Origin of the sequence: Aeromonas sp. HMWF014 (assembly GCF_963878295.1) — a bacterium.
GTDB classification, from domain to species: domain Bacteria; phylum Pseudomonadota; class Gammaproteobacteria; order Enterobacterales; family Aeromonadaceae; genus Aeromonas; species Aeromonas popoffii.
Window position 1 is genome coordinate 1 of the sequence record NZ_CAWNYS010000114.1, and the last position, 13,020, is coordinate 13,020.

General features: G+C 60.3%; 13 protein-coding genes. 6 read left to right on the forward strand and 7 right to left on the reverse strand.

Translation table 11 applies throughout. From position 1 onward, the window contains the following. The first annotated feature begins 278 nt into the window (after positions 1–278). Entirely contained in the window at positions 279–1,178 is a 900-nt protein-coding gene (locus AAC083_RS04435) for a LysR family transcriptional regulator (RefSeq protein ID WP_042033722.1), read from the forward strand. A 51-nt stretch (positions 1,179–1,229) separates the two neighbouring features. On the opposite strand, the gene AAC083_RS04440 is transcribed toward AAC083_RS04435, so the two are convergent. Next, complete coding sequence (locus AAC083_RS04440; RefSeq protein ID WP_108535933.1) at positions 1,230–2,999, reverse strand: M4 family metallopeptidase; 1,770 nt, start codon at positions 2,997–2,999, stop codon at positions 1,230–1,232. 351 nt (positions 3,000–3,350) lie between these two features. On the opposite strand from AAC083_RS04440, the gene AAC083_RS04445 reads away from it, so the two are divergent. Continuing rightward, complete coding sequence (locus tag AAC083_RS04445) at positions 3,351–3,905, forward strand: GNAT family N-acetyltransferase (RefSeq protein WP_108535934.1); 555 nt, start codon at positions 3,351–3,353, stop codon at positions 3,903–3,905. A gap of 57 nt (positions 3,906–3,962) precedes the next feature. Beyond that, a complete protein-coding gene (locus AAC083_RS04450) occupies positions 3,963–4,514 on the forward strand; it encodes a GNAT family N-acetyltransferase (protein ID WP_042033725.1) in 552 nt (183 codons plus the stop codon). Between the two features lie 99 nt (positions 4,515–4,613). Here the strand turns inward: AAC083_RS04450 and AAC083_RS04455 are convergent, their stop codons facing one another. From AAC083_RS04455 to AAC083_RS04465, 3 genes are all read right to left on the reverse strand, one after another. Next, positions 4,614–4,847, reverse strand: coding sequence for a hypothetical protein (locus AAC083_RS04455; RefSeq protein ID WP_108535935.1), 234 nt, complete (start codon positions 4,845–4,847; stop codon positions 4,614–4,616). 308 nt (positions 4,848–5,155) lie between these two features. Further along, entirely contained in the window at positions 5,156–6,217 is a 1,062-nt protein-coding gene (locus AAC083_RS04460) for an oxidoreductase (protein ID WP_108535936.1), read from the reverse strand. A 102-nt stretch (positions 6,218–6,319) separates the two neighbouring features. Then, positions 6,320–7,483 (reverse strand): multidrug effflux MFS transporter, encoded by a 1,164-nt coding sequence (locus AAC083_RS04465; protein WP_181364642.1) that lies wholly within the window; start codon positions 7,481–7,483, stop codon positions 6,320–6,322. 236 nt (positions 7,484–7,719) lie between these two features. Between AAC083_RS04465 and AAC083_RS04470 the strand changes: the two genes are divergently transcribed. Further along, a complete protein-coding gene (locus tag AAC083_RS04470) occupies positions 7,720–8,316 on the forward strand; it encodes an XTP/dITP diphosphatase (RefSeq protein ID WP_108535937.1) in 597 nt (198 codons plus the stop codon). Between the two features lie 73 nt (positions 8,317–8,389). Next, positions 8,390–9,535 (forward strand): radical SAM family heme chaperone HemW, encoded by a 1,146-nt coding sequence (gene hemW, locus AAC083_RS04475; protein ID WP_108535938.1) that lies wholly within the window; start codon positions 8,390–8,392, stop codon positions 9,533–9,535. Between the two features lie 98 nt (positions 9,536–9,633). Here the strand turns inward: hemW and AAC083_RS04480 are convergent, their stop codons facing one another. From AAC083_RS04480 to zntR, 3 genes are all read right to left on the reverse strand, one after another. Next, on the reverse strand, positions 9,634–9,870 hold the full coding sequence (locus AAC083_RS04480; RefSeq protein ID WP_042033731.1) for an alternative ribosome-rescue factor A: 237 nt from the start codon (positions 9,868–9,870) through the stop codon (positions 9,634–9,636). A 118-nt stretch (positions 9,871–9,988) separates the two neighbouring features. After that, the gene (locus AAC083_RS04485; protein WP_108535939.1) at positions 9,989–10,528 is read right to left on the reverse strand and encodes a dihydrofolate reductase family protein; all 540 of its coding nucleotides are present in this window, start codon (positions 10,526–10,528) and stop codon (positions 9,989–9,991) included. A gap of 81 nt (positions 10,529–10,609) precedes the next feature. Then, the gene (gene zntR / locus AAC083_RS04490; protein WP_108535940.1) at positions 10,610–11,050 is read right to left on the reverse strand and encodes a Zn(2+)-responsive transcriptional regulator; all 441 of its coding nucleotides are present in this window, start codon (positions 11,048–11,050) and stop codon (positions 10,610–10,612) included. 422 nt (positions 11,051–11,472) lie between these two features. Here zntR and purH point away from each other — a divergent pair. After that, positions 11,473–13,020, forward strand: a 1,548-nt coding sequence (purH, locus tag AAC083_RS04495) for a bifunctional phosphoribosylaminoimidazolecarboxamide formyltransferase/IMP cyclohydrolase (protein WP_108535941.1), incomplete at its 3' end; no start/stop codon positions are given.

Here is a 13,020-nt window from a genome sequence, read left to right on the forward strand (position 1 = left end):
CCCCAGGATCACCAAGAGGGAATCCAACGCCAAAAACCACCGCCCCAACCGCCTCGCCCGCTCCACCATGATTGCCTGACCCCTGCTTTGCTAATGACATCCAACTCGCTCGTCTCATCGCCCGGATGACGCCGTCGCCAAATCGGGTCAAGGGTGACTGTAACCCCCTGACTCGACATGGCAATATGCCAATGCATGACGATTGAGACTGCTATTCTGGAAGGGCGCCAGATATAGTGGTAGCCGACAACTGGCTATATTTCATATTGGATTACGTTATGGCTATGACTCTGGATGACTTGCAATTACTACTGGATGTGGTCAATCGCGGCAGCTTCAGCAAGGCGGCGGCCATTCGCGGCTGGTCCCAACCCATGGTCAGTCAGCGAATCGCCGTGCTGGAACAGGCGCTGGGACAACCCCTGTTTCGCCGCCACAGACGCGGCGCTACCCCGACCCCGGCCTGCGAACAATTTCTGCCTGCGGCAGCCGCCGCGCTCACTGCACTGGAAGGGGGACGCCTGGCGATGCAAGGTGCGCCAGCCCTGCCCCGCATCAAGCTCTCCTGCCTCCCTTCACTGACCACTGTGGTGTTTGGCCCCCTGCTGCTGGCGCTGGTGGATGAAGCATTCGAGATCCGCTGCAATACGGATCACTCCGGCATCATAATGCAAGAGCTGCTGACCGGTGAAACAGACGTCGGCTTCATCCTCAAGTGTCCGGCCATCGCTGGCATCCAGCTCGAGTTGCTCTGCCGCTCCCCCATCATAGCGGTAGCCTGCGCCACCCACCCGCTGGCGGGGCAGCGGGGCCTGACCCTGCAAGACATAGCCAACGAGCGGCTGGCTCCCCAGCAGTGGGGCACAGGCTGCGACGAATTGATCCTGCAACTGCGACTGCTACGCCAGGTGGCAAGCCCGCTGCATGCCATCCAGCCCGCCAGTGCGGCGCGGGAGTTGGCGCTGGAGCACGGCTTCATCACCCTGATGCCGGCACTCGCCATCAGCCGTGACCTGGAGGTTGGCCGCCTGATCCAGCTGGATGTGGTGGATCTGCCGCAGGATCACTGGGATGTCATGATGGCCTGGCGCAGCGGCAAACGACCCAACCCCGCCAAGGAGCGGGTGCTGGAAGCCGCCCGCACCCTGGCCCGACGCTGGTCGGGTAAATCCGCATAAAAAAGCGCCGGACAAGTCCGGCGCCAAACGCTAGGTCACATCAACCAGGGATCAGTAGGTTGCCTTGAGGGTCACCCCGGAAAAGGCGCTGAAACCGCTCAGCTGCACATACCAGGTACCCGCCTTGGGCGAATTCAGAGTGCAGGTCTCGGTGTTGCCATTCTTGTATGGGCGGCAATCATAGCTGGTGCCGGTCGGCAGCGCCCCGAACTTCACATAGAGATCCGCATCACCTGTGCCGCCACTGCTGGCAACCACCAGCTGGCTCTTGCCGGCCGGTACGTCGATAGTGAAGTTCACCTTGCCACCCTTGGTAGCGGAGAGCCCGGTCACGGGGACCCCGTTTTGCAGCACACTGCTGCTCGGTGGCGGTGTGGTGCCGCAGGAGGCATTGACACCGACCGTAGTAAAGGCCGCCGCCACGTCAGGCAGGCTGTAGCCCAGATCGGTAGCCGCCCTGGTCACGCCACAGGCGCCCTGATCGTAGGTGGTATTGGCTCCCCAGTAGAGGCGGTTGGCCAGCACGAATACTTCAAAGGCCTTGCGGGTGTTCCAGCCACTGGTATTGGCCAGCAGGTAGAAGGCACGGTTGTAGACACCCGAGCTATGGTGCACATCAATGCCATCGTAGTAGTCGCTGGCATGACCGATTGAGCTGCCGTCACGGGTCGGATCCTCGAAGTAGCGCAGCGAGCCATTGCCCTTGAAGATCTGGGCCCCGACCATCCAGTCGTTACTGCCCTTCATGTAGTACTCGGCCGCTTCCCCCGCCATGTCGGAGAAGGCCTCGTTGATGCCGCCCGATTGGTCCGAGTAGACCAGGCCCGAGTTCTGTTCGGTAAAACCGTGACTCACCTCGTGGGCGGCCACGTCCAGGCTCACCAACGGGTAGAAGGTGGTGGCACCGTCGCCAAACGTCATCTGGCTGCCGTCCCAGAAGGCATTCTCGTAGTTGCGGCTGTAGTGCACCCGCATCTTCAGCTTGAAGCTGAGCGGCGCCGTGTTGTACCAGTTGCGGTACATGTCGAACACCACATTGCCAAAGTAGTGGGCATCGTTGAGCGGCGAGTAGGCACCGTTAATCTCCTTGACCGTGTTCTCCGGGCAGGTGAACTGGTGCACGGCACCACCCGTGGTGGCGTGATTCATGTTGACCGTATCCACGTTCGGGCTGGTCATGCGGCAGGTGTCATCCACCAGCAGGGGGCCGAAGTCGGAGCCGTAGAAGTATTTGCCGGTCTTGACGTTGCCACCCGGGCCTGTGGAGTCCTTGTGGTTGATCCCCTCCCAGCGCTTGAGCTCGGTACCGTTCTGGGCATCGATCACCACGAAGGGACGGCTCGGCTGCTCGCTTGCCGTCAGCCATGAGACCAGATAGACCAGACGGGCCTGCCCGGCCTCATCCTGCATCACGAACAGCTTGACTCGCTCGTTGCTGCCCTTCGCCCCGGCACGGGCCTTGCCAGCGGCATCGGCCGGTGACAGGGCAGCAGTCGGGCTGGTCAGGTCGGCATCGATCTGACGCAGGATCTGGCCGGAGACCTGGCTTATCTGACCCCCGAGGGACAGCTCAGCCACCAGCACCTGGCCCCAGACCGGGATACCATTCCAGGTCTGCTCATAGCGAACCCGCTGCTGGCCATTGGGCAGCTTGACCGCCCGCACTTGACGAAACTCTCCATCCCCAACCAGCGCACTCACACCTGCGGCGCCGCTTGGTGCTCCCTGAATGCCCGCCACCTGATGTACGTCAACCTGTTCTGCAGCCAAGGCTGCGCTTCCCCAGCAGGCCAATACCACGGCCAAATAAACTTTGTTCATCTCGTCTTTCCTTAGGTCGATGAAGATTGCACGCCGGGTCTCTTACCCAACGCTCCTACACTAGTTAGCACGCTAAAAACAGCTGCCTGTCATATATGACAGCGCAGCACGAACCGGTAGCAGGATCTGCGGTTTCATATGTTAGGTAGTGCAAACAGAACAAAAAGCAGTGAATGACGCTTGAAAAGGCCTGAGAATAACCAGGCCCACACGGCCCCCAACACAGGCCCCACCATATGGGGATAGCGAACGCAGGTGAGAGAGTAAAAGCCCTTGGCGCACAAGGGGTTGATTGGCTACATTGGCTGTTTGGCGGCCCACACAGGGCCAAGACACGGCAGAGAGGTAAGGATGTTTTCATGGCAACTGGACGATGAGTTGGCGCTGCTGTTCTTGCAGCCCGACATGGCAAGCGAACTCTTTGGCCTGTGCCGGGAGAACCGCGACTACCTGACCCAATGGCTGCCCTGGCCTCCCTACATACAGCAGCCGGCCGACAGCGCCACCTTCATCCGCCACGCCATCGAGAAGTTTGCCCGCGGCGAGGGATTGACCACCGTCATCGAGTATCAGGGCGAGATCGTCGGTGTCATCGGCTACAACCAGATCGATCAGGCGCTGGCCAAGGTCACCATTGGCTACTGGCTGGCGGAACGCTGGCAGGGCAACGGCATCATCACCCGCGCCTGTCAGGCCCTGATCCATCACGCCTTCGAAGAGATGGGGATGGAGAAGGTTGAGATCAGCACGGCGGTGGAAAACGAGCCCAGCCGGGCGGTGTGCGAGCGACTAGGCATGCAGCCGGAGGGGATCAGCCGACGGGCCGAACGACTGGAGGATCGTGTGGTGGACCACGTCCACTACAGCCTGCTGCGCGATGAGTGGCTAAGGCAACGCGATCACTGATGGCCGAGGCAGCCCGGCGGTCGACACCCTGCTTATGAATCCACAGAGGGAACCTTGATGGCACTACCGCACCTCCGCACGGCCCGTACCCGGCTCACTGTATTGCCGCCCGAGCGGGCCGACCTGATGCTGGATTTCTATCTGCGCAATCGCGCTCACCTCACCCCCTGGGAACCCAGCCGGGACGAGGGTTTCTATACCCTGAGCCACTGGCATGGCCGCCTGCGCGACAGCTATGGTCAGTTCTTCAACGGCAGCGCCGTTCATCTGGTGGCGCTCGACCCCCTGGGCGAGCAGGTGATCGCCACCTGCAACTTCACCCACATACTCATGGGCATGTTCAAGGCCTGCCATCTTGGTTATGCCATCGATCAGGCCCATGAAGGCCAGGGCCTGATGCAGGAGGTGATCGAGGCCGGGATTGAGTACCTGTTTCGGGAGCACGGCCTGCACCGGGTCATGGCCAGTTATATGCCAACCAATCTGCGCAGCGGTGCCCTGCTAGAGCGCCTCGGCTTCGAGCGAGAGGGCCTGGCCCGGGACTATCTGATGATCAACGGCCGCTGGGAGGATCATGTGCTCACCGCACGGATCAACCCGGCGATCTAGGCAAGAAGTGGCTCACCAACAGCAGGCGAGTTGCCCGTCAGGCATAAAAAAACGGGTCCGGAGCTTGGCTCCGGACCCGTCTTCAGAAGAGGTGCAGGCTTAATTAGCCTCGGCATCGCTCACTGCGGCTTCAGCCTTGGAGACAGCTTTCTCGACGGTTGCAGTCGCTTCGGTAGCAACCTTCTCTACAGTAGAGGTGGCTTCGCTAGCGGCTTGCTCAACAGTTGCAGCAACGTCGGCGGCCGGAGTCGCTGCCGGAGCGGCGGCTTCTTCTTTCTGACCACAAGCGGTCAACATCAGGCCCAGGATACCGGCTACCAGTACTTTGTTCATGTGCATACCCTCAAAAAATATGGAGAGATGGTTCGTTCAACCATCACAGTGCGTCCGTTCACCCGGTTAGAAACCCATAGACCGGGAGCCAAGAGGCGCGCGAAATATATCCCCATACGCCCCCAATGGAAACGAGTATCACAATGATATTTTCTCGTTGGCTGGATGAAAAGAACTGCTACAACGACAAGCATTGGTACACAACACCCACCATTAACCCAAACCGTATAATAAACAACCGCAACCGGCGTGATTACTGGCGATAAACAGCGATTCTCGTCATTCGGGTGAGAGACGAGATGCCCCTCTCAGTCAGACAAATTCTGACAAGCCAACCGTTTTCCTTGCTGGTGGCTGTCTCGGGCCAGATCCAGCAGCGCCATCACTGCCAATGCCTCGCTGGCCGGAACCGGATTCTCCCCTTCCCCCTTGATCGCGGCGCAGACGCCACTGTAGTAAGCGCCGTAATTTCCCGCCTCACCGACCACTGTCTGCTGCTGGAACTGACCATCCCGAATACGACTGAGCTGACCGGGTTCGCTATCAACCCCCCAGTCTGCCGCCGGTGGTCGCTTGCCGAGCTTGAGCTGATCTTCCTGCACATCCATGCCGAACTTGATAAACGACCCTTCACTGCCGTGGATGACGAAACGGGGCATGGTGGCCGAGACCAGACAGCTGCCGTGCAGTACCACTCGCATCTCGCCATACCGTTCACCATAGCCCAGCACCACGTGGAAATAGTCATCCGTCAGGGCACCTGGGCGCTGCCGCGCCAAATCCGCCTGTAGCCAGTCCGGTTGGCCAAACAGTGTCAGCGCCTGATCCAGGATGTGGGGGCCGAGATCGAACCAGAGTCCGGAGCCGGGGCCGCCCGCTTCGCGCCAACGCTGGCGCACTTGTGGGCGATATCGGTCGAAATGGGATTCAAACTGAGCGACCTGCCCCAGAGCACCTTCTGCCAGCAGACGGCGCACCGTGAGGAAGTCCCCGTCCCAGCGCCGATTGTGGAAGATGCTGAGCAGCCGCCGCTGCTTCCCGGCCAGCTCCACCAGTGCCTTTGCCTCGGCCAGATCCAGTGCAAACGGCTTGTCGATCACCACGTGCTTGCCGGCCAGCAGCGCCTGGCGGGCTATGGGGGCATGGGTATCATTCGGCGTGGCGATCACCACCAGATCCACCGAAGGATCGGCCAGCACCTCTGCCAGCGAACCGACTCGGCAACCGAGCAAATCCGCCTCAACCTTGGCGGCATCCCGGCTCACCACCCAGCCGAGGGAGAGCCCCGGGGTAGTGGTCAGGAAGGGGGCGTGAAAGGTCTGGCCTGCGAAGCCATAGCCCACCAGGGCGGCGTTGAGAGTCTGGCTCATCCGGTTTTCTCCACGGGTCTGTCATGAGCGTCAGGCGAGGTGCCGCCTGCAAAAAGAGAAGGGGGCCATGGCCCCCTGAGTGTGCCCATCAGAGCACAGGATTTATTGTAAACACAAGCGCCGGCCCGGACGGGTCAACAGCAGCAACAGGGGCGGTAACAACAGCCACATATGCAGCGCCAGCTGGTTCAGCGGATCCGGCATCAACCAACCGGTGATCCCCACCAGGGCGCCTGAGCCGCTCATCTGGAACAGACCGAGCAGTGCCGCCGCCGTACCGGCGCAGTGACCGAACGGTGCCAGCGCCATGCCGGCGGCCGCCCCCAGCACCATGGCAAAGCCGATGCTGGAGAAGAACACGGGCCCCATCATGGCCAGCGGATGCTCGACATGCTGCACCAGAGTCAGTGCGATGGCCGACAAGGTGATCACCAGCAGGCCGATGCGCAGCGTCCGTCTCGGCCCCACTCTGGCGATGACGCGTGGCGCCAGGAAGCAGGCCAGTATGTTCAGCGCCGCGTTGGCAGTGAACCAGTAGCTGAAACCGCTCATGTCCAACCCCAACTTCACCATCAGCTGCACCGGCGCCGCCGTGACATAGGCCAGGATCACCGCCATCGCCAGCATGCAGAGGCTGGCGTTGAACAGAAAAGTCGGGGAGCGCAGCACAGGGCTGTAGCGGGACCAGCTGATGAGCGGACCGCTGCTGCTGGTCTCGTCCGGACGGGTCTCAGGCATGCGCCACAACAGCCAGCAGCCTACGACGGCGGCATAACCGGCCATAAACCAGAAGTTGGCAGACCAACCCGCCTTGGCGGTGAGCCAACCACCGAGCAGTGGCGCCAGCGCAGGAATGAAGCAGATGGCGCCGTTCAGATAGGAGATCATCTGGCCACTCTTCTTGGGGCCATAACTGTCACGCACCACAGAGAAAGCAGCGACCGAGGTGGCACAGGCTCCGAAGCCTTGCAGCACCCGCGCCAGCATCAGCTCACCCAGGCTGGCGGCAAAACCGGCCGCCAGCGCACTCAAGCCATAGAGCAGCACGCCGCCCAGGGCGATGGGCTTGCGGCCATAACGGTCGGCGAGCGGCCCGACCAGCAGCTGACCCAGTCCCATGCTGAACAGGAACCAGGTGATGGTGCCCTGCATCAACGTCACTTCGGCACCCAGCTGCTCGGCCATCTGCGGGATGGCGGGCAGGTAGATATCGATGGCCAGTGGACTGAACAGCACCAGTAGGACAAGCAGAAGAATCAATGGCATCAGTCACCTCAAGCCGTAAGGGAAAATCGATTGGGGCGCGAGTCTACTGACTCACAGTAATGAATTGAAATGGTATTTAATCACTTTGGTTATTCCTATACGGAAACATGCATGTTATTCGCACCTCAACCAGGGTCACAGTCGTGACCAGCCAGGGCCGTATTGAGGGCAATTGGCGCTTTTACTCACAGCGTGCCCCGCATAGAATGCGCAGATTATTTTTGCGGAGGTGCTCGATGAACAAGCTTGTCCTGGCAACAGGTAACCAGAAAAAGGTGAAGGAATTGGCCACCATGCTGGCCGATATGAAGATCCAGGTGATCCCACAGAGCGAGTTTGCTGTGCCGGATGCCGAAGAGACAGGCACCACCTTCGTCGAGAATGCCATCATCAAGGCTCGCCACGCCGCCCGCATCACAGGCCTTCCCGCCGTCGCAGACGACTCGGGCCTGGAGGTGGATCTGCTGCACGGACGCCCCGGCGTCTACTCAGCCCGCTTCGCCGGCGAGCATGCCAGCGACAAGGACAATATCGACAAGCTGCTGGCCGAGCTCAAAGGCGCCCCCGATTACCTCAAGAGCGCCCGCTTCTGGTGCGTGCTGGTCTACATGCGTCACGCTGACGATCCTACCCCCATCATCTGCCAGGCGAGCTGGGAGGGGATGATCATCGACGAACCCCTTGGTCAGCACGGCTTTGGCTATGATCCCGTGTTCTTCGTCCCCGACCATGACTGCACCTCGGCCCAGATGCCGAGCGAGCTGAAAAACCAGCTCAGCCATCGCGGTCAGGCGCTGGCCAAGTTGAAAGCGGCCCTGGCAGCCACCCACTGATACGCCGCCACGCATTTCATCTACAATGGGGGCCCGTCAGCCCCCGTTTTTATGTTTGATTATTGGAAGCCCCATGCTGCAACTGCCGCCCCTCTCCCTCTATATCCATGTGCCCTGGTGCGTCCAGAAGTGCCCCTACTGCGACTTCAACTCCCACGCCCAGAAAGGGGAGCTGCCTCACCTCGAATATGTGGCCGCCCTGCTGGAGGATCTGGATCAGGATCTGAAGTGGGCCCAGGGACGTCCTCTCTCCTCCATCTTTATCGGTGGGGGGACACCCAGTTTATTGAGTGTGGAGGCCATGCAAACCCTGCTGGACGGGGTGCGCGCCCGCATCGCCCTGACCCCGGATTGCGAAATCACCATGGAGGCCAACCCGGGCACTGTGGAGGCGGACAAGTTCGCCGGCTTCCAGCGGGCGGGCATCAACCGCATCTCCATCGGGGTGCAGAGCTTCCAGCAAGAAAAATTGGCCCGGCTCGGTCGCATCCACGGCCCCGAAGAGGCGCGCAAGGCCGCAGCGCTGGCCCACGCCATCGCGCTGCCCACCTTCAACCTGGACCTGATGCACGGCCTGCCGGATCAGAGCCTGGACGACGCCCTCTATGATCTGCAGCAGGCCATCGACTGCGCGCCGCCGCATCTGTCCTGGTATCAGCTCACCATAGAGCCGAATACGGCCTTTGCCTCCAAGCCGCCACGGCTGCCGGAGGATGATACCCTGTGGGACATCTATGAGCAGGGCCACGCCATGCTCACCGCCCGGGGCTATCAGCAGTACGAGATCTCGGCCTATGCCAAAGCGGGCTATCAGTGCCGCCACAACCTCAACTACTGGCGTTTCGGCGACTATCTCGGGATAGGTTGCGGCGCCCACGGCAAGATGACGGATCTCGTCAGCGGCCAGATACTACGCAGCGCCAAGGTGAAGCACCCGAAAGGCTATCTGGATCCCGCCCGATCCTACCTGGACAACCAGTGGCAGGTGACCGAGGACGAATTACCGCTGGAGTACTTCATGAACCGGTTCAGATTATTCGAGCCGGTCCCCAAGGCAGAGTTCGAGGCTTACACCGGCTTGGGGCTGGAGCGGGTGGAGACAATGCTCGCGGTTGCCCAGACCAAGGAGTTGATCGAGGATCTCGGTGACAGCTGGCAGCTCACCTCCCTCGGCCACCGCTACCTGAATGTGCTGCTCGAACTCTTTATGGACGAGTAAGCCGACGGGGTATCGCAAGGTTTGGCTTCACCGCCAAGACAATGAGGGCGCCCATGGCGCCCTCATTGTGTCAGTCATGCCTTACGGCAGAAACCCGCTCAGCAGCAGACGCATCCCATCTGCTGTTGGCCGGGCTCCCACCGCTTGCCATATTTGGCCTTGCGCTGGTAACTCCCCTTGCCCTTCTTGTTTTGCTCGACCCGGCTGCGAAACAGCGGATCCGTGAGCAGGGCCTGCAGATGGTTATCCTTTATCTCCCCGCGCCTGTGGGCATAGCCTGCCTGGGCAGCGATATCCTGCACGATGACGGGCTCATCAACCCTTCTCTTGGCCATAGTGGCTCCTTATCTTCTCTCTGTTCTTGGCTGGATGCCTGCGACCCGGCCTTGTGAGCCAGGTCAAAAACGCAGCGATTTTGTCACCAAATCGCCACCGTCACAATGGCAACAGGGTTCAGAGACCTTGCTCTCGCTGATAGCTCACCTGAACAATCCCGCTTGGCAGCGTCTTCACCTGAGCTGGATGCCAATGACTTACCGGGATATCAGCCCCGAATAGCGGGATGCCTTTACCAAGCAGCACAGGAACTCTGGACAGCGTCAGCGTATCGACCAGGTCAGCCTGCAAAGCCTGGCGTACCAGATTGCCGCCATCCAGATAAACATGACGGGCCCCTTCATCCCAAAGCTCGGCCAGTACCTGCCTCAATTCACCACTGACAAATTGCTCCTGATAGCGGGGCTCGACAGGGTTGTGTGTCATCACCCTGACTCTCAATCCTTCATAGGGCCAGACGCCGAACCCCATGACGGCATCATAGGTATTGCGCCCCATCAGCAGCGTATCGCTGTGTTCCATCAGCGCATTGAACCCGGTGTCATCGGGTGGATCGGAAGAATAAGGCGTCAGCCAGTCGAGTGAGTTGGCCTCCCCCGCGATGAAACCATCAAGGGAAAGCGCCAAGAAGACGGTGATCCTGGGTCTTGTCATCATGATATTTATCTCTGCGAGCAAGCGGCTGATACTGCGTTATTTTACTGTTCGCAACCAGCAAGCGCTTTTGGGTCATTGGGTTTATTCATGGACGTGGGCATGATGCTCATGCTGGGCGGGGGCGCCGGATTCGAGCACTTCCAGGATGGCGCAGTGCTCCGCCGAGCGCGGGCCGCCACAGCAGATGTTGGAGAGCTCCCGCAGGTTTTCGCGAAAGCGGGTCAGCTCCACGATCTTCTGCTCCACCTGGGTCAACTTGGTGTCGGCCACCGCCTTCACCTCCTGACAGGTAACCTTGGCCTTGTTGGTGTCGAGGCTGAGCAGCTCACCTATGTCAGCAAGGGAGAAGCCCACCGACTTGGCGCGGATGATGAACTCCAGTCGCCGCTTGTCCTGATCGCCGTAGAGGCGGTAACCAGACTCGTTGCGGATCCCGGGCGAGATGAGGCCGTTCTTCTCGTAGAAACGCAGGGTATCCGCCTTCACCCCGCACGCCTTCGCCAGTTCACCGATCCGATACATGCTCTCTCTCCCGCTGGATATACGCTGCAATAAAAACCGGAACCCACTATCGCCCCTTTGCCCATTGATTGCCAGCCAAGGACAGAGAACGGACAACCCAAAGGGGCTGCCGTCACTTTTTTCCATCAAAACGCTGAAAAGACAAACGTTTTACAAAAAACCGCCGAAAAACGTTTAACACCGCACCAGACAAGGCTTCGCCACGTTAAAAAATCCACCGCAGGTCACATTTTTTGTGTAGAATACGCGCCCACAAGAGAGCGTCGCGTCAAGCGGGCATTTCTTAAAACACGTTTGCCTTTGAACGACTATCCGGGTGAGCGTGGTTTGCGAAATCCCCCACTTCCATTTATTTGGGGACTCTCTGTGTTGAGCCTCGCCTCCCATGGAACGGTCCCCGTTATGCTGAGGACGATAGTGTGATGGAACAAGCTCGACCCATTCGCCGTGCACTGCTGAGTGTGTCTGACAAAACTGGCATCCTGGAATTTGCCAAGGCACTCAACGAACGTGGCGTGGCCTTGCTCTCCACCGGCGGCACCGCCAAGTTGCTCGCCGACGCGGGTCTGCCGGTGACCGAGGTCTCCGACTACACGGGTTTTCCTGAAATGATGGATGGCCGGGTCAAGACCCTGCATCCCAAGGTCCACGGCGGCATTCTCGGTCGTCGCGATCAGGATGACGCCATCATGGCCCAGCACGCTATCTCCCCCATCGACATGGTTGTCGTCAACCTCTACCCCTTTGCCGCCACTGTGGCCAAAGCAGACTGCACCCTGGCTGATGCCGTCGAGAACATCGACATCGGCGGCCCGACCATGGTGCGCTCTGCTGCTAAAAACCACAAAGATGTCGCCATCGTCGTCAAGGCTGCCGACTACGATCGCGTTATTCGTGAAATGGATAGCAATGGTAACAGCCTGAAACTGGCGACCCGTTTTGACCTTGCCATCGCAGCCTTCGAGCATACCGCCGCCTACGACGGCATGATCGCCAACTACTTCGGCACCATGGTTCCTTCCTACGGTGACAACAAGGAGGGTGACGAAGAGTCCCGCTTCCCGCGCACCTTCAACAGCCAGTTCATCAAGAAGCAGGACATGCGTTACGGCGAGAACAGCCATCAGGCTGCCGCTTTCTACGCCGAAGAGCAGGCCGCGCCGGGTTCTGTATCCAGCGCTACCCAGCTGCAAGGCAAGGCGCTCTCCTACAACAACATCGCCGATACCGATGCAGCGCTGGAGTGCGTGAAGGAGTTCAGTGAACCGGCCTGCGTCATCGTCAAGCATGCCAACCCCTGCGGCGTGGCCATCGGTGACGACCTGCTGAGTGCCTACGATCGCGCCTACCAGACCGATCCCACCTCCGCCTTTGGCGGCATCATCGCCTTCAACCGCGAGCTGGATGGTGCCACTGCGGCGGCCATCGTGGCTCGTCAGTTTGTCGAAGTGATCATCGCCCCGACGGTGAGCCAAGCAGCCCGTGACGCCGTTGCCAGCAAGCAGAACGTGCGCCTGCTCGAATGTGGCCAGTGGACGACATCGGCGCAAGGTTTTGACCTCAAGCGCGTCAACGGCGGCCTGCTGGTGCAGGAGCGGGATCTCGGCATGGTGACGCAGGATGACCTGAAAGTGGTCAGCAAGCGCCAGCCAACCGAGGCCGAACTGAACGACCTGCTGTTCTGCTGGAAAGTGGCCAAGTTCGTCAAATCCAACGCCATTGTCTACGCCAAAGCGGGCCAGACCATCGGCGTCGGCGCTGGCCAGATGAGCCGGGTCTACTCCGCCAAGATCGCCGGCATCAAGGCCGAGGATGAAGGGCTGACAGTGGCGGGCTCCGTCATGGCCTCCGATGCCTTCTTCCCGTTCCGCGATGGCATAGACGCCGCCGCGGCCGCCGGTATCTCCTGCGTCATCCAGCCGGGTGGCTCAATGCGCGATCAGGAGGTGATCGACGCCGCCGACGAACAC

Coding starts and splice junctions, on each gene's coding strand:
- AAC083_RS04450 (WP_042033725.1), top strand. CDS start 3,963: ATGGCACTACCGCACCTCCGCACGGCCCGTACCCGGCTCACTGTATTG.
- AAC083_RS04435 (WP_042033722.1), top strand. CDS start 279: ATGGCTATGACTCTGGATGACTTGCAATTACTACTGGATGTGGTCAAT.
- AAC083_RS04460 (WP_108535936.1), bottom strand. CDS start 6,217: ATGAGCCAGACTCTCAACGCCGCCCTGGTGGGCTATGGCTTCGCAGGC.
- hemW (WP_108535938.1), top strand. CDS start 8,390: ATGCTGCAACTGCCGCCCCTCTCCCTCTATATCCATGTGCCCTGGTGC.
- AAC083_RS04465 (WP_181364642.1), bottom strand. CDS start 7,483: ATGCCATTGATTCTTCTGCTTGTCCTACTGGTGCTGTTCAGTCCACTG.
- AAC083_RS04485 (WP_108535939.1), bottom strand. CDS start 10,528: ATGATGACAAGACCCAGGATCACCGTCTTCTTGGCGCTTTCCCTTGAT.
- AAC083_RS04455 (WP_108535935.1), bottom strand. CDS start 4,847: ATGAACAAAGTACTGGTAGCCGGTATCCTGGGCCTGATGTTGACCGCT.
- AAC083_RS04470 (WP_108535937.1), top strand. CDS start 7,720: ATGAACAAGCTTGTCCTGGCAACAGGTAACCAGAAAAAGGTGAAGGAA.
- AAC083_RS04480 (WP_042033731.1), bottom strand. CDS start 9,870: ATGGCCAAGAGAAGGGTTGATGAGCCCGTCATCGTGCAGGATATCGCT.
- zntR (WP_108535940.1), bottom strand. CDS start 11,050: ATGTATCGGATCGGTGAACTGGCGAAGGCGTGCGGGGTGAAGGCGGAT.
- AAC083_RS04440 (WP_108535933.1), bottom strand. CDS start 2,999: ATGAACAAAGTTTATTTGGCCGTGGTATTGGCCTGCTGGGGAAGCGCA.
- AAC083_RS04445 (WP_108535934.1), top strand. CDS start 3,351: ATGTTTTCATGGCAACTGGACGATGAGTTGGCGCTGCTGTTCTTGCAG.